The sequence below is a fragment of the Yersinia ruckeri ATCC 29473 genome (genome assembly GCF_000754815.1).
Classification (GTDB): Bacteria; Pseudomonadota; Gammaproteobacteria; order Enterobacterales; family Enterobacteriaceae; genus Yersinia; species Yersinia ruckeri.
Window position 1 is genome coordinate 3,175,174 of the sequence record NZ_KN150747.1, and the last position, 20,502, is coordinate 3,195,675.

A 20,502-nucleotide genomic window follows, 5' to 3' on the forward strand; every position below is an offset into this window, starting at 1 on the left:
CGCGGAATCAATAAGTATCGGCAAACTGTGCCGCATCATCAAAGAATTAGCAAGATATGACAAAAAAGGTGCACCGCGAAAGAACGCCGGTTGCACCTTTTTGATTCATTTTATCTCTACCGCGAGTGATGCCCAAAAAATGTCTGAATGCAGCCATCTCCCCTGGCACTTGCTACCTGGAGGAGAATGACGGTGGGAAGTTAACCCTCGTTATGCATTTCAAGATTTTCGGCTTCGTTCTGGCTGCGCAATGCCTGAGCATCATCGCTACGCAGAGACTCCAGATATTCCAAGTAGCTCTGATCAACATCTTTGGTCACGTAAATACCATTAAATACTGAACATTCAAACTGGGTGATATCGGGATTATCTTCGCCGACGGCGTTAATCAAATCGCTTAGATCCTGGAAAATCAAGGCATCAGCGCCGATCAACTTTTTGATTTCATCAACTTCACGTCCATGGGCGATTAGCTCATTGGCACTCGGCATATCAATACCGTAGACATTCGGGAAGCGAATTTCAGGCGCTGCGGAAGCGAAATAAACCTTCTTCGCACCAGCTTCACGTGCCATTTCAACGATTTGCTCTGAAGTGGTACCGCGAACAATGGAATCATCCACCAGCAATACGTTCTTGCCGCGGAATTCAGCGCGGTTAGCATTCAGTTTACGGCGTACGGATTTACGCCGTTCCTGCTGACCCGGCATGATAAAGGTACGACCGACGTAGCGGTTCTTCACAAATCCCTGACGGTATGGCTTATCCAGAATACGGGCAATTTCCAGCGCGATATCACAGGAGGTTTCTGGAATGGGGATCACCACGTCAATATCCAGATCTTCCCATTCCTTGGCAATTTTAGCCCCCAGTTTCTGCCCCATGCGCACACGAGCACTGTAGACCGAGATTTTATCCATAAAGGAATCAGGACGGGCAAAATACACGTATTCGAACAGGCACGGGTTATACTTCGGATTTTCAGCGCACTGACGGGTGAATAACTGGCCTTTTTCGGTGATATACACCGCTTCACCCGGTGCGACATCACGCAGAAACTCAAAGCCTAGCGTATCCAGCGCAACGCTTTCTGACGCCACCATATACTCGTTACGGCCATCGGCAAGGGTACGTTTGCCAATCACCAGCGGGCGGATACCATTCGGATCGCGGAAAGCAACCATACCGTGGCCTATGATCATCGCTACGCAGGCATAAGCTCCACGAATCAATTGATGCATGGCGGCAACGGCAGCAAAAATATTGTCAGACTCCAACGGATAGTGCTGGAAGCGATCCAATTCGCTGGCAAATATATTCAGCAAAATTTCTGAATCAGAAGTGGTATTCACGTGACGGCGGGAGACTTCGAACAACTGCTTTTTCAACTGGTGAGCATTCGTCAGGTTACCGTTGTGCGCCAGCGTAATACCAAAGGGTGAGTTAACGTAAAAAGGCTGGGCTTCTGAGGCACTGGAGCTACCGGCTGTGGGGTAACGAACATGGCCAATACCCATATTTCCCTGCAACCGCAGCATATGCCGGGTTTCAAAAACATCTTTCACCAAACCGTTCGCTTTACGCAGACGGAATCCATTATGGGCATCAATGGTGACGATGCCAGCGGCATCCTGGCCTCGGTGCTGCAGCACCGTTAACGCATCATAAATCGACTGGTTTACCGGTGTAAAACCGGCGATACCGACAATACCGCACATGTGTCTTTCCTCATAAGCCGCTCCGAATCGGTAATTGATTCGGCAAGAAACTCGACGTGCTCTGTAGGTAGTCAAAGAACCACCTGATGATATAACTGAACTGCGGAATCAATTGTGACTGCTTCCAATCATCACTTTGTGAAAAACCGGTGAAGGTATCCAGAAAGAACAGTATGGCAGCAACGATCAGCACGCCTCGCAATGCGCCAAAACAAATACCCAGCACTCTGTCCGTTCCCGATAACCCGGTGCGTTCAACCAGTGAGCTAATCACATAGTTAACAATTGCTCCGACGATCAATGTCGCAATGAACAAGATGCCAATCGCGATACCATTGCGTACAAGTTCATCTTCAAAACGGGTGAAGTAAACGGCAAGATAAGCATAAAAATGGCTGGCAACAAAAAATGCACATCCCCATGTCACAAGTGACAATGCTTCGCGCACAAACCCCCGGATTAAGCTGACCAACGCTGAAAATCCGATAATGCCTAATATGACGTAATCAATCCAAACCATGACTATTCCAATGATGAAATCGCCTCTACATCCTGTTCGCGGCGAATTCTAACAGAAAAAGAAAACGTTTGCGTAGGGGAATTCCCGCCCCCGGATAAATAAAGTGCGGCGATTTTAAAAACAACAATCGCCGCACAAACTTAGCTTAATCCCTTGCCAGCAGCAGGGTCTACTACCACCGGACAACGGTAACGCACCCTAGCGGCCAGTACTGTAGGCCTTAACTTGCCCAGTAAGACCGCTCAAGGCGTTCAGCTCAGGCAGTGCCGATTGTAGATTCTGCTTCGATGCATCCGGGCCTACATATATTCGGGTAATCTGACCCTGTACTGGCGTGGATGGCACGGTATAAGCGCGGTGCCCCGAAAGACGCAGCTTCGCTACCACTTCATCCACTTTGGCCGCATTTTTCAACGCGCCCAATTGAACAACATAGGCTTGGCCTGCCGGCGTTTTCTCTTCCGACGATGGTTTCACTTCTACCGGTTTCACTTCCGGCTTAGGTTTGACTTCCACCGGTTTGACTTCCACTTTCGGCTTAACTTCCACCGGCTTAGGCACGACTGGTTTTTTCTCTACCGGACGGCTTTCCACGGGTTTTATCTCTACTGGCGGCGGTGCGACCAACGTCGGCTGCGCCGAGAGATTCCCGGCCTCATTGGCTGCTGGAGAAACCGGCTCTGCACCTTTAGTGGCACTGAGGGCTTCAGCTGCACCTTCTGGAGGCTGCATCGGCAATGGCTGATTGACCGGCGGTACGACGTCAATTTCCTCAGCATCACCCGGTTTTGGCACTAATGGGATTGCCGCAAACTCATCCTCATAATGTTTTTTCTTACCATCCAGCAAGCCGGGCAATAAAATCACCCCCAGCGCCACCAGAATGACGGTTCCCACTAAACGGTTCTGGAATTTACTGGCCATTCGCACTCCCCGTTTTCAATACTGCCATCACATGAGCAACCGTGTGGAATGAACCACAGACAATCACCCGGTCTTGCGGTGCGGCATCCTGCATTGCCTGACGCCAGGCCGTTTCAACATCGTTAAACTGCCGCGATGCCGTTAGATGCTGCGCCAATGCCTCGGCACTGGCACCGCGTGGCCCTTCTAGTGGCGCACAATACCATTCATCAATCTGCCCAACCAAACACGCCAGAGTGCCAGCGATGTCTTTATCGGCCAGCATACCAACCACTGCCCGCACCTTACCGCGAACCGCGGGTAATTGGGACAGCCGTTCAGCCAGATAGGCTGCGGCATGAGGATTATGTGCCACATCCAGAATCAACATCGGTTGTTCACTGACCATCTGGAAACGCCCCGGTAATTGGGCATTCTCCAGCCCCAGACGGATCGCAGAATCACTCACCTGCAACGGCGAATAATGCAATACCGCCAATGCAGTAGCCGCGTTCGGTAACGGGACATGCGGCAACGGTAGGTCGTCCATTTGCTGCGCCCCACACTGCCAACGCCAACTGGAATCCTGACGGCTAAATTGCCAAGCATCGCCGCGACGATAAAGCTTGGCACCGATTTCATCGGCAACAGCAGCAATGGATGCGGGCATATCTGGCTCGCCAACCACTGCGGGCTTACCGGCACGGAATACGCCCGCTTTTTCCCGGCCAATACTTTCCCGATCAGCCCCTAGCCAGTCGGTATGATCCAACGCGATACTGGTAATGCCTGCAACGTCAGAATCCACGATATTAGTCGCATCCAGACGTCCTCCCAGCCCGACTTCCAGAATCACGACATCCAGCCGAGCCTGTTTAAACAGGTGTAATGCCGACAAGGTGCTGAATTCAAAGTAAGTTAGGGAAGTATCACCACGGCCAGCCTCGATATGGGCAAAGGCCTGACAGTGTTCCACTTCCGGCAGCTCACGCCCCTGAATGCGAACACGTTCGGTATATTCCAATAAATGCGGAGAACTGTAGACACCAACCCGTAAGCCGGCAGCAAGCAAAATAGCTTCCAGCGTACAGCAAGTAGTGCCTTTGCCATTAGTGCCGGCAATAGTGAAAACGGTTGGTGCCGGTTTAAGCAAATCGATACGCTCGGCAACCTGTTTGACACGTTCCAGCCCCAGATCGATCGCCTGAGAATGCAAACGCTCAAGATAGTAAAGCCACGCGGCCAAAGGCGACGTGGCTTGGGGAATTTGATGATTATTCATGAGTCCCGTCACTGGCCTTGGATTCATTCCATAGTGTTTACTCAATACGCCCTAATACGGAATATTTAGTAGACACCAGTTACATTCTTTGGGGTGATTCTGCGTTCACGTTACGCTTTGTTTAGCATACTTTACTTGCCAATACGCGGGGTAATAATCGGGTATCACTCGATGAAAAGTGATACCCGTTGACCCACTTAGTCTTGCGCGTCGTTTTCGACAACGACCGCTTTGACTTCAACCGTTTCCGGCTGCGGCTGGTGGGTGAGTTTGGACAGAATACTGGCCAAAGTTTCACGCATCACCGGGCGGCGAACGATCATATCAATCGCGCCTTTCTCGATCAGGAACTCACTGCGTTGGAAGCCTGGTGGCAGCTTCTCACGCACCGTTTGTTCAATCACCCGAGGACCTGCAAAACCAATCAGAGCTTTGGGTTCAGCAATATTGATATCACCCAGCATCGCCAGACTGGCGGACACACCGCCCATGGTCGGATCGGTCAACACTGAAATGTAAGGCAAACCGCGCTCTTGCATTTTAGCCAGTGCAGCACTGGTTTTTGCCATCTGCATCAATGACATCAGCGCTTCTTGCATACGCGCACCGCCGCTAGAGGAGAAACACACCAGCGGGCAGTTATCTTCCAGCGCCTGCTCAACAGCGCGAACAAAGCGGGCACCGACCACCGAAGCCATCGAGCCGCCCATAAAGGCAAATTCAAAAGAAGCGGCGACGATAGGCATACCGTACAGCGTACCTTTCATTGCCACTAATGCATCTTTTTCGCCCGTGTCTTTCTGCGCAGCAGAAATGCGATCTTTATACTTTTTGGAATCCCTGAACTTCAGGATATCCTTTGGCTCCAGTTCGCTGCCCAATTCAACTTCACTGCCAGCATCCAACAGAGTATGCAAACGCTGACGCGCAGTCATACGCATATGGTGATCACACTTAGGACAAACTTCCAGATTACGCTCTAGCTCGGCGCGGTACAAAACCTGCCCACAGCTATCACATTTTGTCCACACCCCTTCAGGAATACTCGCTTTACGGGTTTGCGTGATGTTGCTCTTATTAAGAATTCGTTCAATCCAGCTCATCGATGACCTTTCTGTTTGAACCTGGCTGTTGCCAGTCCGCTGTTCATGCTGTAACCATCTCCCTGAAAACACACCCAATAAAAAGTGCCTGAGCACCACACCAACAGGGCGTGATCAAGGCACGAGAAATCAGATTGTCCGCAGGAACAGACCATTAATGTTACTCATTAAACCATATTGGTTCGCCACTGTGGATAAAAAACTGGTCGAACCCTGGGTTACGGCAACGTTTTTACTCACTTTTCTGACGAGCTGCTGCGCGCCGATGCCGCCAAACCTCAATAATACCTGGCAGAATTGAAACCACGATAATAACCATAATCAGCAATTTCAAATTGTTCTGCACAAAAGGTACGTTTCCGAAAATATAGCCAGCATAGGTGAATAACAACACCCATACCAATGCCCCAATCACGTTATAGGCGGCAAAGTGACGATAGGACATTTTACCCATCCCGGCGACAAATGGCGCAAAGGTGCGAATAATCGGTACGAATCGCGCCAAAACAATCGCTTTTCCGCCGTGTTTTTCATAAAACGCATGGGTTTTATCCAGATAGACACGACGAAATATTTTCGAATCCGGATTGCTGAATAATTTTTCGCCGAACAAACGACCGATAGTATAGTTGACCGCATCACCCAAGATGGCCGCAATAACCATTAATGTGACCATGGTGTGAACATTGAGATCGTTAGTTGGCAAGGCAGCCAGAGTACCGGCAACAAACAACAGAGAATCCCCCGGCAGGAACGGCGTGACCACCAGCCCGGTTTCACAGAATAAAATCAGAAACAGAATTCCGTAAACCCAAATACCGTATTGCGCGACCAGCGCCGCCAAATGGACATCAATATGCAGAATAAAATCAATAACGAAACGTATAAATTCCATAAATACTCTCGATTAGTGAACACACCGCCGCTCACCTAAATAAAGGAAACTGGCCTATTGGGTGAACCCGCTACCAACTTAAAGCCAGCGATCCACCTGGCATCAATCATCGGCTAAAAATAAGGGTCCCATCGGCACACAAGGCAAGCCAAAGTGTTCCGGATAATCAACCGCGACCAAATACAATCCTTCAGCTTTCGCCGTTGCCGCCGCTTTGCTTCGATCTTTTAGCGTCAATAACTCGGCTATCCAGTTTTCATCCTGATTACCACAGCCAATTTCTATCAAACTGCCAACAATATTACGCACCATATGATGAACAAATGCATTGGCCTTGATATCTACCACGATATAGGCACCCTGTCGGGTAACTTTTACATGTTTTACATTACGCCACGGCGTACGAGATTGGCATTGCATCGCCCGGAACGAGGTAAAGTCGTTTTCGCCCAGTAATGCTTGCGCAGCTCGTTCCATTTTTTCCGCATCCAACGGCATATAACAGTGGGTTACGCCTTGCGCCAAAATGGCCGGACGATACCGGTGGTTATAAATAACGTAGCGATAGCGACGCGCCGTTGCGCTAAAGCGGGCGTGGAAATCCTCACTGACGGTTTTTACCCAGCGCACTGCAATATCCGGCGGTAAATGAGTATTAACGCCCATTGTCCAGGCGGCGTCCTTGCGTTGTGCCGAAGTCACGAAATGTACCACCTGGCCGGTAGCATGCACACCGGTATCGGTACGGCCAGCACACTGCACAACGATCGGCGCATTGGCCACGCGGGTTAACGCCGCTTCCAGGCACGCCTGCACACTGCGCACTTCCAGTTGACGCTGCCAACCATAATAACGGCTGCCATTATATTCAATGCCTAGTGCAATTTTCAGACCCGTAGCCTCAACAGGCGACGGGGATAATTCAAGTTCGGACATCAGTAAAGCTGCTCCTGCAACAGACGCTCAGCCGTTTCAATCGCCATTAGCGCCCCACCAAAACGAATATTGTCGGCAACTGACCAGAATTGTAGAATTTCAGGAATACCGTAATCGTTACGCACACAACCTATGCTCAGATAGTTGCTGCCAGAGGCGTCGCTAACCTGGGTGGGGAAATCATCTTCTTCTGTCAGTTGAATATCTTCACAACTTTCCAGTTCACTGCGGGCTTCATCAGAGGAGATAGGACGCAGTGCCTCCAGATGAACCACCTGTGCCTGGCCGTAAAATACCGGCGACTGAATGCAACTGACTGAGATTGGCAAACCTTCGTCTTGCAGCACTTTGCGCACCTGATCCACCAGACGGCGCTCTTCACGTACGCTACCCTCTTCGTCCGCCAGCAGCGGCAAGACGTTAAACGCCAACTGTTTCGGGAAAATAGCAGCTTCTGCCGGAATACCATTCAGTAATTTGGCACTTTGCCCGGCCAAATCGTCTACTGCGGCTTTGCCGTGAGCAGAGGCTGAAATCAGGCTGGTGACATGCAAACGCGACAGCCCGGCCTGCTCGGTCAGCGGTTTGATTGCCGTCAACAGTTGACTGGTCAAACTATCCGCTACCGCCACGATATTACGGTTACGGTAATCTGCCAGCACCTGCGGGTTAACACTCGGTACCACCAAGGGAACATCGGGTTCCATAGCAAACAGGCCGCTGCTGTCGATCACCAAACAACCCGAGTTACCCGCTTCTTCCGCATAGCGCGCCGAGGCTTCGCTACCGGCCACAAAGAAGGCCAGTTGAGCCTGTGACCAATCAAAACTTTCGGCATTTTCTACCAATACGCTTTTACCATTAAAACGTACTGTCGCACCGGCACTACGTTCGCTGGCCAAAGGATACAATTCACCAACCGGGAACTGGCGCTCTTCTAACAGCTCCAGTAAAGCTTCACCTACTGCGCCCGTAGCGCCTAACACAGCAATGTTCCAGCCGTCAGACATGTTGGTTTTCTCCACAATAATTCATTCAAATACAAAGAGGCGGTAAATTACCGCCTTGATAATCATCGGTTTTAGTGAGGTACTCACCATTAAACCAGCGAGATTAATTGGGTCGTGAAGCCCAATTTTTGCAATAATTCGGCGCTGGCCGGATCGTCACATTGAACGCAGAGTGATGACCACTCTCGGCGCTCTTGATAATGTTTACGCAGCCGATCAAATTCACCAGGAATACCGGCAACCTGCCGTAATGGTGCATCATCGCGGCGCACATCATACACTAAGTGCATTAATCGCTTTAATTTGCCTTCATCCAACTCGCCGTTAAGACGAATATGACTGAATTCTGGCTGCGGCAATAGTGACGCCAGTTCGATACTCTGCGGCTGCCCGATATGCTGGCTGAAAGCTTCAAATACCTGCGTAGTTCCACGGGCTTTACCTTCCAGCGTATAACCGGCGATGTGTGGCGTGCCGATATCAACCCGCGCTAACAGCGATAATGACAGGTCGGGTTCCGGCTCCCATACATCCAGCACTACGTTGAGTTTCTTGCCTTTTTCCAGTGCCGCTAATAATGCCGCGTTATCCACTACGGCACCGCGACAGGCATTGATCAGAATGCGGTTATCTGGCAATGCCGCCAGCCATTCGCTATCGACCATATGCAGGCTTTGGTGAGGGCCAGTTTTATTCAACGGGGTGTGGAAAGTGAGGACATCGGCTTCACGTACCAGTTTTTCCAGCGGCCAGAATTCGCCTTGATCGCCACGCTCGGCGCGCGGTGGATCGCAGAGTAAGGTGCGGATACCCAAAGCGTTCAGGCGAGCATTCAGCCGCGAACCAACATTGCCGACGCCAATGATACCGACGGTTTTGTCGCGTAATTGAAAACCGTCTCGTTCCGCCATCATCATCAGGGCAGAAAATACATATTCCACGACTGCAATGGCATTACAACCTGGTGCTGCTGAAAATCCGATACCTTGCTGGCGTAGCCAAGCCTCATCGACATGATCAGTCCCGGCGGTGGCAGTACCAATAAAGCCGATGCGGGTACCTTGTAACAGTTCCGCGTTGACCTTGGTCACCGAACGTACCATTAACGCATCGGCGTGAGTCAATGCTTCAAGGGGAATAGGACGCCCCGGTATTGCCTGCACCTCGCCTAAACGCTGGAATAACTCCCCAGCGTAAGGCATGTTTTCATCAACCAGAATTTTCACTTTGCTCTCCGACAGCCTGCTGCCATACCAATGAAAAAGATAATGGCTATTTTGCCACTGAATGACTCTGAACCCAACGTTAGAAAGCCAGCTTGGTTCGGAAACTTATTGACCTCGCCGATAACGTTCCGGTGTGGTGCCAGATATCTGCTGGAACATCACGATAAACGCCGATGCCGAGCTATAACCGACATCCAGCGCTACGCTAGCAATCGTTCTCCCCTGCTCCAGTAATGAAATCGCATGTAGAAAACGCAGCCGTTGCCGCCACTCACTAAACGGCATCCCCAGTTCCTTCTGGCAGCGACGGGACAAAGTGCGCTCAGTGCTATATACCCGTTTGGCCCACTGGGACAGCGCGGTATTATCCGCTGGGCAGCGCTCCAGCGCCGCCAGAATCGGCGACAGCAGTTTGTCCTGTGAAGTCGGCAGATAGGTACATTGCATCGGTGATATTTTGAGCTGATCAATCAGTACCTGGACCAAACGATGATCCTGTGGCGTCTGTGGCGTTAGCATTCCGCGTTTGAAGCAGTCTTCCAGAATCACGTTAAAGATTGGGCTGAAGTTAATCAGGCATGGCGCGGCGGGCAGTTCGGTACATAAATCCAGCGCAATATCAATGGCGCGATATTTCGTCGGACGGCGATTATAGCTTGAATGCTCCATTCCGCTGGGTATCCACAAGCTAAACTCAGGTGGCGCAAGAAAGCGCTGCCCCCCAACGCTCATGGCGACTACGCCGGATTTAACACAAATAAGCTGACCATATTGATGAGAATGCGGCAAAAATTCCGTATTGGCACTCAACGCCTCACAGCGTAACAACAGTGTCTTGGGTGGCTCCGCCAACGTATTGGGGAACAGTAAAGAGGGCATCATCGAAGGAAATTCCTGTACATTCGTCGCTTCTCACGTTGTCACTGTCTTAATTACATTAAATGTTGTCCGATTATCAGTATATATAATAAATCAGACAAGTGTAGACTAGCGCCCGAATGAGTTTTAATGAGAATAGTTATCATGAATGTGTTTTTTCCTTTGTTCGCGGTGATCATCTGGTCAATCAATGCTGTGGTCAGCAAAATGTCAGCAACAGCTATCGATCCAGCAGCCATTTCATTTTACCGCTGGCTACTGGCATTACTTACGTTGTCCCCTTTCCTGTTGATTGGCGTGATTCGTAATTGGCCAGCCATCAAGGTCTATTGGTGGAAGTTACTGATTTTGGGTTTGTTGGGCATGGTGCTGTATCAAAGCCTGGCCTACTATGCGGCTCACACCGTTAGTGCGCTGTTTATGGGCATTCTCAGTTCGATGATTCCGCTGCTGACGGTATTGATCAGTATTGTGGTGCTGCGGGTTGCACCTACGGTGGGGATTGCTCTGGGCAGCATATTATCTCTGGGCGGACTGATCTGGCTAATCAGTGCGGGTGAACCTGGACAATTACTGCAACAGGGGATTGGTAAAGGTGAATTGATGATGCTGGCTGCATCAATCTCTTACGCCTTGTATGGCGTATTAACCAAACGCTGGAATATTCAGTTACCGAGCTGGCAATCTCTCTATATGCAGATTGTTTTTGGTGTGCTGCTATTGCTACCCAACTTCCTGTTGGCAACCGATGTGCAACTGACGGCGCAAAATATCCCACTGGTGCTGTTTGCTGGTATTCCGGCATCGATTATCGCCCCGTACCTGTGGATTCACGGCGTTATGCGTTTGGGTGCTAATACCGCCTCGATCTTTATGAACCTGACGCCGGTATTTACCGCGATTATTGCCGTAAGTTTTCTGCACGAACAGTTGCACAGCTACCACTTGATAGGCGGTGGCATTACGCTGGCCGGGGTGATTCTTGCCCAACGCCTACGCATTCCGTTGCGTAAAACTCGCACGCCTATCGTTGAAATCAAGATTGATGCTCCGGTCGGTAAACCGGCGGATAAAGCCTGATTTACTCGATGGAATCAAACTCCCCGCCCAGCAGTGGTCACACTCTCGGGCTGGGGAAGCCGCGGCTCTTTTTGCCGGAGTAATAACACCCCGCCCATCACCAGGCCACTGCCAATCATCTGTAATAACGACATTCTCTCATTCAGCAGGAAGTAGGCCAAAACCGCAGTAAACACCAATTCCATTGATAGAATCAGGCTGGCAACGGCTAACGGCAATGTTTTCAAACTGAGGTTATACAACCCGAATCCCAATAAGGTTGGCCCGGCGGCCAATACCAGTAACAGCCCCCAACCGCGCCAATCCACGCCTTCACTGCCGTGGGAGAAAAACCAGATATCCCCAACCATGCTCTGCAATACCGGTAACGGGAACCACAGTAGCATCTGATTAAAAATCAGTTGGTAGACGGCAGAAAACCCAAAGACATACAAAATGGTATTCCAGACCGGATAATTGCGTTCAGTCGCAATTCGCCCAGCCAGCGTATAAAAACTGTAACCAATACCGGAAAGCAATCCGACGCCAAGCCCAATCAGGTTAAACTCTGCGGCCGTCAGGTTGCTACCGTTGCTCACCAGAAAACATCCCAGCAAACTGACGGCAATCACGCCCAGTTCCCCCCAGCTCAGGTATTCCTGATAAAATATCCAGCCGAGAAATACGGTAAAACCTACTGAGCAATACAGCAATATCGTGGAAATGGACGCGCCATTGAGCACTACAGACTCGGTCCACAAACCATTAAATATGGCCAATAACAGCCCATAACCGGCATAAAACGGCACTTGTTGCCAATGCAGTTTTGCCCACGCTGGCCGAATGAGTAATAACACCGGCAATAACACCACCGCCACCAGCGCCGCCCGCCAAAAAGCCAGCACCGACGTTGGTAAATGATAATCATCGGTCAAAACCCGAATAATGATGCCAGTAAAAGCCAGCAATATGGCACTGGTGATCGCCAACAGATAACCCTGCCGCCTGCCAGACAGCAGCCCACGATGTATTGAAACAGCGGAGATATCAGAGGTAATAGCCATAGCACCCTCAAGAATAACGATGAATAGAGTTTGATACGGATTCTACGCCGACGTTATTTCGAGAACAGAGCCACTTGCCATAAAATCATGCAGGCCACTTTTTGGCATTTGAAGCGGCATTAACATTGGGTATAGTGAAATATTCATTCTCGATATAAGCCACTTTGACCTCAACGAGTCACTGGGCAAAAGCCTCTCTTGATGAGCCGTTATGCATATTCCTTTAGACCGCAGGCAAGATATTCCGCTGTATTTACAAATTGAAGAAGCTTTACGACGAGCCATTTTGAGCGGTGTTTTCGCCGATGGCGATCGCTTGCCTTCTACCCGTAAACTGGCCACCGAACTATCGGTCAGCCGCTTAACCGTGGATAGCGCCTATGCAGAACTGGCAGCCAAAGGATTTTTACAGCAGCGGCCGGGCAGTGGGACTTATGTGCGCCATTTGCAAACTTTGCCGAGCCAACCACACCCAGGGCTACAGGCCGATCTCCCTCTGGATCGCTACACCACCATGACGTCACGGTTAGATGGTTTTGCCGATATTGCCTTACCGCACGGAACCATCAATTTTGCGGCGGGAATTGGCAGCCCCAAAATTTTTCCACTGGAAGAGTTTCGTCAAATTCTGCAATCCATTTTACGTCGCCACGCCGAGGAGGCATTCAGCTATGGCGACTACTGCGGTTATTATCCGCTGCGGGATACCCTTGGCCGGATTTTATCCACGCAGGGTATTCCCACCCGTGCAGAGCAGATTCTGATCACCAACGGCTCCCAGCACGCCATCAGTCTGATCAGTCAGTCACTGCTTTTTCCTGGCGATACGGTCTTTGTGGAAGATCCTACCTATGCCGAAGCGCTGGCGCTGTTTCGCCTGCATCAGGTCAATATTGTGGCAATCCCCAGCGATCAGCAGGGAATGCAAGTTGATTTACTGCCTGAGCTGTTGGCACAGCATCGGCCCAAACTGATTTATTGCATTCCTAACTTTCAGAATCCCACTGGTCGCTGCATGAGCGAAGCTCGTCGTTATCAGTTGCTGAACTACGCCAGAGAGACAAACACGGTGATTCTGGAAGACGATTTTGTTGGCGATTTACGTTATAGCGGTAAACATTTACCGTCATTGCGGGCACTGGCGGGTAGCGGCGAGGTGATTTACGTCAGTACCTTTTCCAAGATGCTGTTACCGAGTATGCGCATCGGTTATTTAGTGGCAGATAGCGCACACTATGGCACGTTGGCTCGGCTAAAACACGTTGACAGTTTCACCAGTTCCAATCTGATACAGCGGGCACTGGATGCCTTTGTCACCGTCGGTCGTTACGATAAACAACTGCGCCGCGCCTGCACGCTGTTTTGTCAGCATCGGGATGCAATGGTGGCGGCACTCCAGCGCCATCTGCCTGACGGCTGCCGATTTGATATTCCCGATGGTGGCCTGTTTATCTGGCTTCAGTTGCCGACCGATGTTGCGGTAAGCGCATTAATACCCCAGGCCTGGCAACAAGGCGTGACCTTCGCCCGCGGTAGCTGTTTTTATGCTGAAGCACAACGGGGAGATTTTGCCCTACGATTAAACTTCGCCGCGAATAGTCCTGAATTGATTGAAGAAGGTATTGCACGTCTGGCTCGGGCGATAAGGACATACCGCGCACAGAAAGCCGTGGAAATCATCGCCTAAAAACCATAAAAAACTGCACCTTACTGAGTTGAGCGTCCAACTTTTGGGGTGCAGTCCATCACCGATCAGGCGGTTTATTATTGACTCCCGTTTAGAGTCCAGCCCACCACAGCCGCAATTTCATCCCCCAATAACTGGTCCAGCCACTGGTACTGCTGACCAGTTCACCGCGATACAGGATGGCGAGGGTTGGTGTGACGCCGATCTGCCACTTGGCGGATAACTGTCCCATCGGATCGTTAATCACTGGCAATCTCTGTCCTTTTTTCGTCAGCCATTGTTCCACCTGCCGATCGTTACCCGAACGTAGCGCCACGGTGATGACATTTTCCCCGTCCGCGACCAGCGTGTTGACGCTGGGCGTAGTGAATTTGCACACCCCGCACCAACTGGCCCAAAAATACACCAGCAGCGGTTTGTCCTCACTCAGTGCTTGCAGAGAAACCGTTTCGCCGTTCAACATCACCAACGGCTCGCTTCCCCAATTCGGTGGGACTTGCGGGCTGCGCAGCCAATCCATACCCAAGGAGAGCACCAGAACCATCGCCAACAATATCGCCAATTGATATCCCCAGCGTTTTAGCCGATTCATTTCGCGCCCCGTGCCAATTGCGCTTTGACCTGCTCTTCCAACTGCTCATAGGAAATAGCGCCAGACATCATCTGATCGCCGATTAATGTCGCTGGCGTCCCTTGAATACCCAGTTGATCGGCCAGGCGTAAATTGGTGCGTAATACATCCAAACTTTGCTCTGTCGGCTCCACCGCAATCACCCCGGTTTTTTTCTGGGCAGCGGCAATGCTGGCGGCATCATGAGTGCCCTTTTTAGCCATCAGACGTTGATGGAAAGGCAAGAACTGATCCGGATGTTGCTGCCACAACGTCAGTGCTACCTGCGCACTGCGTAATGAACTTTCCCCTTTAAATGGCAAGGGTTTAATAACCAGTGCAACTTGCGGGTAGTTCTTCACGATCTTTTCCAGTAACCGATCAAAGGTTTTGCAATACGGACAATTGTAATCCGTAAAGGAAACCAGCGTGAGTTGTGGCTTTGCTGCGCCCAATCGTGGGCTACCGGGGTCTTGATATAGATCTTTTTCATTGGCTTTAATAAAGGTGGCAAGTTGCTTTCCCTGCTCTTCATTGGCCTTTTGCTGCCAAGCGTTCACCGACTGCTCAAGAATGTTCGGATTGGATATCAGGGTTTCACCGATCAATTCTTTAATGCGCTGTTCCTGTTCTGGCGTAAAAGGCGCCGCCAATACGGGTGCGGTCATCAGGGAAAGTACCAGTAGCGTGATCATTTTCATTATTGGATTCCTTTAGCTGAGGCTAAAACGTCTAACAGGGATTCACGGTTCAATAGCGGAGACAACACCACCCCTTGTGGGCGGCTTGGGCCATAGACTTGGTTGAAGGGCACGGCAACGCTGCCACGCTTACGTAGGAATGCGCTCATTTCAGGCGACGAGTGGGTCCAGTCACCGCGTAAGGCCACCACGTCGTCCGCCATCAAGGCTTTCTGCACATCGCTACGCATAAGTACATTGATTTTGTTGACTTTACAGGTCACGCACCACTCGGCAGTAACATCGACAAATACCCGCTTATTCTGCGCCAGCGCCTGCTGGATAGCCGTTTCACTCAGTGGTTGCCACTGCACATCATCATGCAAAGGCTGTCGCCATCTTTCTGCCGTCAATGCCCCGAGCAGTAAGAGCGCACCTATCACCAACAGGCTGATTAAACCGGTGATCAGCGCCAGACGTCGTCCGTAATGACGACCCATAGCCAGCAGCAACGCCAGCAGTAAAATCGCGGCGCTAATTAATGTCCACAACGTCCCGATATGGCTGCTCATCAGACTGATAAGCCACAGGCAGGAGGCTAGCATCAATAGCCCCAGCACGATTCTCAGATGCAGCATCCAACGGCCAGGCTTTGGCAAACACAGCGCCAACTTCGGCCAAGTAGCGATTGCCAACCACGGCAGACTCATCCCAATACCGAGAGCAGTAAAGATTCCCCACAGCGCTGGTAGCGGCGCCGCCAGTGCAAACGCCACGGCGGTACCGAGGAAAGGTGCTGAACAAGGTGTTGCCAATAATGTAGCCAGTGCGCCTTGCCAAAAATGGCCACCCAGCCCATTACCGCCGTGAGTGGCAATCCGGGTGTTGAGGGAAGAAGAGAGACGCACTTCAAACAAACCGAACAGGTTAGCGCTGAATAATGCGGTGACCAGCACCATAAAACCGATAAACCACGGATTCTGGAACTGAATTCCCCAACCGAGCGCATGGTTGCCCAAGCGTAAAACCGTCATCAGTAGCGCCAATAACCAGAAGGAAGTCAGAATCCCCAGCGATGACGACAGGAACTGCAACCGTACTCCACGGCGACTTTGGTGCTCAACCTGCAATACCGAACCCAGCTTCATCGCCAGCACAGGCAGTACGCAAGGCATCAGGTTCAAAATCAGGCCACCGATCAGCGCGATAACGAGCCACTGCCAATAGGCGGTAGTTGAACCGGGCAGGATTAAGGCTTCCCCCAAAGTTACCGTGGCTTCCTGCGCCATACCGCCATTGCTGATCACCAGCGTAAGCGGCTTACCACGCAGATCTGGCGCGCTATCACCCCAACCGTCACTGGTCGGCACCCGCACAGCCAATTGTTCACCGGTGACCACCACCTCGGGTTTACCCAATTCAGCATCAGTTATCCCGTCGAAAAAGACCATCGGTTGTTGCCAGCCAGCACTGCGCTGGGCAAGGATTTGTATCTCTCCGTTGCCATAGCCCGCACTGATTTCATCGGCTAAACCAGTTGCGACTGGCACCTGCCCCATCGCCTGAGCGAAGTCGTGATCAAAACGGGGATCGTAGCCCGGTTTGCTCAAATCGAGACTGAAGGGATAATCCGTCAGGATGCACACATTGCTACAGGTAGACAACGTCAAGGTTCCCGCCAGCACGCCGGAAGGAGCCGCTGAAATCACTATCGGCAGCGCGACCTGCTGCTGGTAGCCTTGTGTGGAAATGCCCGATACGTCAAAACGCTGAGGCGTCGGCCAATGCCACTTGACCTCAGCTAATGGTTGCGCCCAAGTGATCGAAGGCGCAATCCCGCCTTCTCCCGGCGAACGCCAGTAGGTTTTCCAGCCTTTCTCCAGCGCGACTGACAGCAACAGTCGAGTCTCACCCTCAGCAATGGGTTCGGTGCGCAAGCGCACCTTGGCATGGTCATTTAACGGGCTGATCAGCCAACCGCTGTCTGCCGCCCACAGGTTTGGCAGCCATAGTAGCAACAGACAGTACAGGGCTGTCTTACATAGATTACGCATTATTTTCTCCAAAAATAGATTAATCACACTCAATAACGTGGCGGAGTGACTATTCCCGGAAAATGCAAAATCGGAGATGCACCCTTAATTGACTGGGTGAAATAGCTCGCGGAGGCGGCAACCTCAGCATGTATGGAGCCATCACCAGCAAGGTCAGCAACAACAGACCCAGAGCGAAATACACCTGTTCGAATAACACCAGCGGAGTGGTTAACAGGGATTTGGCACTGAGTTCGCAGGATGTTTGCGAGGCTTCGGCTTCAGGTGAAGTTTGACTGATGGTGGTGAGGCCAATTGATTGTTCCAACGCCGGTATGCCCACCATGCGCTGCGACATACAGATAAGTATGACCAGACAAGCCAGACAAAAAAACCATGTTGCAATGCGTTGTTGACGAACCATTTCAATCCCATCTATCGTGGAGTGTTCATCTTAGCGTAATAATTGATATTATCAATTCCAACAACAAAAAGATTCACCATATAAAAACATTGCAGGTTGTATTGATTGGACTAATTTACAGGTATTATATGCTCGGCCTGCGCCAATCGCCGGGTAACGATGATTTCATTCCTTGCGAAGGACGGGTGATATGCAACCCTTGAACGGCCCAAGTGCCCCAATGACCAGCGATCGCACCACCGCACCAACCAAAGCGCCCATGTTAAATAGCGCTGACGACCAGGCGTTAACACCGGCTCAACGTACAACGCTGGAAAAATTGATTGTGCGTATTATGGCACTGACACCGGTTAAATCTGCCGAGATCTGGGCGACACTGCGTCATGACCTGTCCCTCAACCACACAGCAGAACTGCTGACGCGTCATTTTCAACCGGCGGAACAACTGCTGCAAACCCGCCTAGGACTAGCGCAGGAAAATCACGCTAATCATCAGTTGCGCCAACAGTTAACCGATCTGCTGCCGCAGGGGAATAATCGTCAAGCGGTCAGTGATTTTATTCGTCAGAATTTCGGCCATACCGTTCTCAGTCAACTGAGTCATCAGCAATTACAGCAAGTTTTAGCGTTACTGCAATCCGGCACGCTAACGATTCCACCGCCGCAACAGACTCCGATAACTGACCGCCCGTTATTGCCAGCCGAACATCAAAGCCTGCAATCGCTGGTGGCCAAACTCAGCGCCGCCACTGGTGAGCAACCGGCCAAAATCTGGCAAGGGTTATTTGAGATGATCGGTAGCAAACCTGGCGATCCCCTTCCTGCTCGTCACTTCCCACTGATGAGCCAGTTTTTGCAAACCAAGATGACACTCAGTCAGCAAGCTGCGCCGACGTTGGTTAATCTACAAACTGCATTAAAACAGCCCGTTGATAGTCAGGAACAACAACAGTTAACCGATTATTGCCAACAGCGTTTTCAGGCTAGCCCGACCACGCCGCTGACTCAAACTCAACTAAACGACATAATTAATCTGCTGTTTACCAACCGTCTGGATAAAGCCATTAGCGCGCAGCGTAGCACCGAAGATCAAGGCCCGACTCAGCCGTTATACAATCCGTTTATCGCCGCACTGCCCGTTCCATTACAACCGCTACTGAAAAAACCGTCTTTGGCCTTTATTGCTTTGCTCATTGTCATAGGGCTGCTATTTATGCTGTTCCTATAGCACTTCACCAGCTCAGGTGCCTTGCCTAGGTCGGTTTATCACCCGAATGAATTGCCCCTAAACTGGCTCATTGGTTAGCCATGCGGGGCAACAACGCCTCAAACGATTTACATTGAGAAAAATAGCAAGCCAGCAATGCCACCAAACAAAAGCCATTTAATCAGATAATAAACCGTCCGGTTCCAGGCTTTCAGCCGTTTACCCACTTTGCGGACAGCATAAATATATTTGAATAGCCGATTCACGCCACCGGTTCGATCTTCATCATTGTTCGGTGCCGTCGCCGCACTCATAAGATTACGGCCAAACCAATGATTGACCCGCTGTGCCCAACCATAGCGCATAGGTCGTTCGATATCACAAAATAAAATCAACCGATTTTGTCCGCTGGTATTTTCTGCATAGTGGAGATAGGTTTCATCAAATAGTACCCCTTCTCCATCGCGCCAACTGTAACGCGTACCGTCTACTTCAATAAAGCAGCGATCATCATTTGGTGTAATCAATCCAAGATGATAACGCAGAGAACCGGCATAAGGATCGCGATGGCGCGGCAAGCGGCTACCATCAGGCAATTCGGCAAACATGGCCGCCTTTACCGAAGGTAATCCACGCAGCAGCTCGGTTGTAAAAGGGCAAAGACTCATAGCCGAAGGATGATTATCCTCATACCACTTTAAATAAAAACGCTTCCAGCCAGTTTTAAAAAATGAGTTAAAACCGGCATCATTATATTTATCGGAGGCTTTAATTTGCTGAATGGCTCTCAGCGACTCTCCCTCTTCACGAATCTTTTGCCAGTTATCCTGTAATAACTGTAATTCCGGAAAGGTTTCTGCTTGTAGATAAGGCGTATTCGGCACTTTGGAAAAAAGGTACATAAACACATTGAGCGGTGCCACAAAAGTAGAATGGTCAGAAAGTTGCCGCCAAAACGGATAACGCACGCGGCCACGACGATGGATATAAACGACGCAGACTATAAATAACAGTAGAAACAAATACTTCATTATTGATCACCTGTGAGCCTAATCAGATAAAACTATGCTCTCGCCGAGTGGCGAAAAACCATCAATAAAAAAATCATCAATGACAATTGTTGTGTATAAATAAGTTTGAAGAACACCTGAGATTTTATCGATAGACTGATTTCCGCCACCCTTAATACAGCTTAATTTTATTATTAATTATTTAGTGGTGTTGGCGAGCGCCTTCTGCTTTTGATTGGCTAGAGCAGCGCATCGT

The 20,502-nt window shown here is 50.5% G+C and carries 19 protein-coding genes; 3 read left to right on the plus strand and 16 right to left on the minus strand.

Features of this window, described 5'->3' with window-relative positions:
• Positions 1 to 200 precede the first annotated feature (200 nt).
• The 10 genes from purF to DJ39_RS14315 all read right to left on the minus strand — a co-directional run bounded on the left by purF (position 201) and on the right by DJ39_RS14315 (position 10,472).
• A complete protein-coding gene (gene purF / locus DJ39_RS14270) occupies positions 201 to 1,718 on the minus strand; it encodes an amidophosphoribosyltransferase (RefSeq protein ID WP_004717879.1) in 1,518 nt (505 codons plus the stop codon).
• A 10-nt stretch (positions 1,719 to 1,728) separates the two neighbouring features.
• Complete coding sequence (gene cvpA / locus DJ39_RS14275; protein ID WP_004717880.1) at positions 1,729 to 2,238, minus strand: colicin V production protein; 510 nt, start codon at positions 2,236 to 2,238, stop codon at positions 1,729 to 1,731.
• A 198-nt stretch (positions 2,239 to 2,436) separates the two neighbouring features.
• The gene (dedD, locus tag DJ39_RS14280) at positions 2,437 to 3,162 is read right to left on the minus strand and encodes a cell division protein DedD (protein WP_038244265.1); all 726 of its coding nucleotides are present in this window, start codon (positions 3,160 to 3,162) and stop codon (positions 2,437 to 2,439) included.
• Positions 3,152 to 4,423 (minus strand): bifunctional tetrahydrofolate synthase/dihydrofolate synthase, encoded by a 1,272-nt coding sequence (gene folC / locus DJ39_RS14285; RefSeq protein ID WP_004717882.1) that lies wholly within the window; start codon positions 4,421 to 4,423, stop codon positions 3,152 to 3,154. The genes dedD and folC overlap by 11 nt, the downstream gene beginning before the upstream one ends.
• Before the next feature lie 197 nt (positions 4,424 to 4,620).
• Positions 4,621 to 5,526 (minus strand): acetyl-CoA carboxylase, carboxyltransferase subunit beta, encoded by a 906-nt coding sequence (gene accD, locus DJ39_RS14290; protein WP_004717883.1) that lies wholly within the window; start codon positions 5,524 to 5,526, stop codon positions 4,621 to 4,623.
• Positions 5,527 to 5,758: 232 nt separating this feature from the next.
• On the minus strand, positions 5,759 to 6,421 hold the full coding sequence (locus DJ39_RS14295) for a DedA family protein (RefSeq protein ID WP_004717884.1): 663 nt from the start codon (positions 6,419 to 6,421) through the stop codon (positions 5,759 to 5,761).
• A 102-nt stretch (positions 6,422 to 6,523) separates the two neighbouring features.
• Positions 6,524 to 7,357 (minus strand): tRNA pseudouridine(38-40) synthase TruA, encoded by an 834-nt coding sequence (gene truA, locus DJ39_RS14300; protein ID WP_038244269.1) that lies wholly within the window; start codon positions 7,355 to 7,357, stop codon positions 6,524 to 6,526.
• Positions 7,357 to 8,367 (minus strand): aspartate-semialdehyde dehydrogenase, encoded by a 1,011-nt coding sequence (locus tag DJ39_RS14305; RefSeq protein WP_038244270.1) that lies wholly within the window; start codon positions 8,365 to 8,367, stop codon positions 7,357 to 7,359. Before DJ39_RS14305 ends, truA begins: the two co-directional genes overlap by 1 nt.
• Before the next feature lie 89 nt (positions 8,368 to 8,456).
• Positions 8,457 to 9,593: a 4-phosphoerythronate dehydrogenase PdxB gene (pdxB, locus tag DJ39_RS14310; RefSeq protein ID WP_004717886.1), complete on the minus strand. Its 1,137-nt coding sequence runs from the start codon at positions 9,591 to 9,593 to the stop codon at positions 8,457 to 8,459.
• 105 nt (positions 9,594 to 9,698) lie between these two features.
• The gene (locus DJ39_RS14315) at positions 9,699 to 10,472 is read right to left on the minus strand and encodes an AraC family transcriptional regulator (RefSeq protein ID WP_038244327.1); all 774 of its coding nucleotides are present in this window, start codon (positions 10,470 to 10,472) and stop codon (positions 9,699 to 9,701) included.
• A 144-nt stretch (positions 10,473 to 10,616) separates the two neighbouring features.
• On the opposite strand from DJ39_RS14315, the gene DJ39_RS14320 reads away from it, so the two are divergent.
• Complete coding sequence (locus tag DJ39_RS14320) at positions 10,617 to 11,552, plus strand: DMT family transporter (protein WP_004717888.1); 936 nt, start codon at positions 10,617 to 10,619, stop codon at positions 11,550 to 11,552.
• Between the two features lie 14 nt (positions 11,553 to 11,566).
• Here the strand turns inward: DJ39_RS14320 and DJ39_RS14325 are convergent, their stop codons facing one another.
• On the minus strand, positions 11,567 to 12,595 hold the full coding sequence (locus tag DJ39_RS14325; RefSeq protein ID WP_004717889.1) for a DMT family transporter: 1,029 nt from the start codon (positions 12,593 to 12,595) through the stop codon (positions 11,567 to 11,569).
• Between the two features lie 211 nt (positions 12,596 to 12,806).
• Between DJ39_RS14325 and pdxR the strand changes: the two genes are divergently transcribed.
• The gene (gene pdxR, locus DJ39_RS14330; RefSeq protein WP_004717890.1) at positions 12,807 to 14,282 is read left to right on the plus strand and encodes a MocR-like pyridoxine biosynthesis transcription factor PdxR; all 1,476 of its coding nucleotides are present in this window, start codon (positions 12,807 to 12,809) and stop codon (positions 14,280 to 14,282) included.
• A gap of 91 nt (positions 14,283 to 14,373) precedes the next feature.
• Here pdxR and DJ39_RS14335 read toward each other — a convergent pair whose 3' ends face one another.
• The 4 genes from DJ39_RS14335 to DJ39_RS14350 are packed head-to-tail and all read right to left on the minus strand — an operon-like array spanning position 14,374 to position 18,029.
• Positions 14,374 to 14,874, minus strand: coding sequence for a protein disulfide oxidoreductase (locus DJ39_RS14335; protein WP_038244271.1), 501 nt, complete (start codon positions 14,872 to 14,874; stop codon positions 14,374 to 14,376).
• Positions 14,871 to 15,593, minus strand: a complete 723-nt coding sequence (locus DJ39_RS14340; RefSeq protein ID WP_038251502.1) for a DsbA family protein — start codon at positions 15,591 to 15,593, stop codon at positions 14,871 to 14,873. Before DJ39_RS14340 ends, DJ39_RS14335 begins: the two co-directional genes overlap by 4 nt.
• Positions 15,593 to 17,626, minus strand: coding sequence for a protein-disulfide reductase DsbD family protein (locus tag DJ39_RS14345; protein ID WP_038244275.1), 2,034 nt, complete (start codon positions 17,624 to 17,626; stop codon positions 15,593 to 15,595). Before DJ39_RS14345 ends, DJ39_RS14340 begins: the two co-directional genes overlap by 1 nt.
• 49 nt (positions 17,627 to 17,675) lie before the next feature.
• Positions 17,676 to 18,029 carry a hypothetical protein gene (locus DJ39_RS14350; protein ID WP_004717893.1) on the minus strand — a complete coding sequence of 118 codons (354 nt, stop codon included), beginning with the start codon at positions 18,027 to 18,029 and terminating at the stop codon, positions 17,676 to 17,678.
• Between the two features lie 190 nt (positions 18,030 to 18,219).
• Here DJ39_RS14350 and flk point away from each other — a divergent pair, with 190 nt between their 5' ends.
• Entirely contained in the window at positions 18,220 to 19,257 is a 1,038-nt protein-coding gene (gene flk, locus DJ39_RS14355; RefSeq protein WP_038244278.1) for a flagella biosynthesis regulator Flk, read from the plus strand.
• Between the two features lie 107 nt (positions 19,258 to 19,364).
• On the opposite strand, the gene lpxO is transcribed toward flk, so the two are convergent.
• Complete coding sequence (lpxO, locus tag DJ39_RS14360) at positions 19,365 to 20,267, minus strand: lipid A hydroxylase LpxO (RefSeq protein WP_004717895.1); 903 nt, start codon at positions 20,265 to 20,267, stop codon at positions 19,365 to 19,367.
• Positions 20,268 to 20,502 lie beyond the last annotated feature (235 nt).

Excerpts from the sequence above, each read along its gene's own strand:
- purF (WP_004717879.1), bottom strand. The coding sequence starts at position 1,718 with ATGTGCGGTATTGTCGGTATCGCCGGTTTTACACCGGTAAACCAGTCG.
- cvpA (WP_004717880.1), bottom strand. The coding sequence starts at position 2,238 with ATGGTTTGGATTGATTACGTCATATTAGGCATTATCGGATTTTCAGCG.
- dedD (WP_038244265.1), bottom strand. The coding sequence starts at position 3,162 with ATGGCCAGTAAATTCCAGAACCGTTTAGTGGGAACCGTCATTCTGGTG.
- folC (WP_004717882.1), bottom strand. The coding sequence starts at position 4,423 with ATGAATAATCATCAAATTCCCCAAGCCACGTCGCCTTTGGCCGCGTGG.
- accD (WP_004717883.1), bottom strand. The coding sequence starts at position 5,526 with ATGAGCTGGATTGAACGAATTCTTAATAAGAGCAACATCACGCAAACC.
- DJ39_RS14295 (WP_004717884.1), bottom strand. The coding sequence starts at position 6,421 with ATGGAATTTATACGTTTCGTTATTGATTTTATTCTGCATATTGATGTC.
- truA (WP_038244269.1), bottom strand. The coding sequence starts at position 7,357 with ATGTCCGAACTTGAATTATCCCCGTCGCCTGTTGAGGCTACGGGTCTG.
- DJ39_RS14305 (WP_038244270.1), bottom strand. The coding sequence starts at position 8,367 with ATGTCTGACGGCTGGAACATTGCTGTGTTAGGCGCTACGGGCGCAGTA.
- DJ39_RS14315 (WP_038244327.1), bottom strand. The coding sequence starts at position 10,472 with ATGCCCTCTTTACTGTTCCCCAATACGTTGGCGGAGCCACCCAAGACA.
- DJ39_RS14320 (WP_004717888.1), top strand. The coding sequence starts at position 10,617 with ATGAATGTGTTTTTTCCTTTGTTCGCGGTGATCATCTGGTCAATCAAT.
- DJ39_RS14325 (WP_004717889.1), bottom strand. The coding sequence starts at position 12,595 with ATGGCTATTACCTCTGATATCTCCGCTGTTTCAATACATCGTGGGCTG.
- pdxR (WP_004717890.1), top strand. The coding sequence starts at position 12,807 with ATGCATATTCCTTTAGACCGCAGGCAAGATATTCCGCTGTATTTACAA.
- DJ39_RS14335 (WP_038244271.1), bottom strand. The coding sequence starts at position 14,874 with ATGAATCGGCTAAAACGCTGGGGATATCAATTGGCGATATTGTTGGCG.
- DJ39_RS14340 (WP_038251502.1), bottom strand. The coding sequence starts at position 15,593 with ATGAAAATGATCACGCTACTGGTACTTTCCCTGATGACCGCACCCGTA.
- DJ39_RS14345 (WP_038244275.1), bottom strand. The coding sequence starts at position 17,626 with ATGCGTAATCTATGTAAGACAGCCCTGTACTGTCTGTTGCTACTATGG.
- DJ39_RS14350 (WP_004717893.1), bottom strand. The coding sequence starts at position 18,029 with ATGGTTCGTCAACAACGCATTGCAACATGGTTTTTTTGTCTGGCTTGT.
- flk (WP_038244278.1), top strand. The coding sequence starts at position 18,220 with ATGCAACCCTTGAACGGCCCAAGTGCCCCAATGACCAGCGATCGCACC.
- lpxO (WP_004717895.1), bottom strand. The coding sequence starts at position 20,267 with ATGAAGTATTTGTTTCTACTGTTATTTATAGTCTGCGTCGTTTATATC.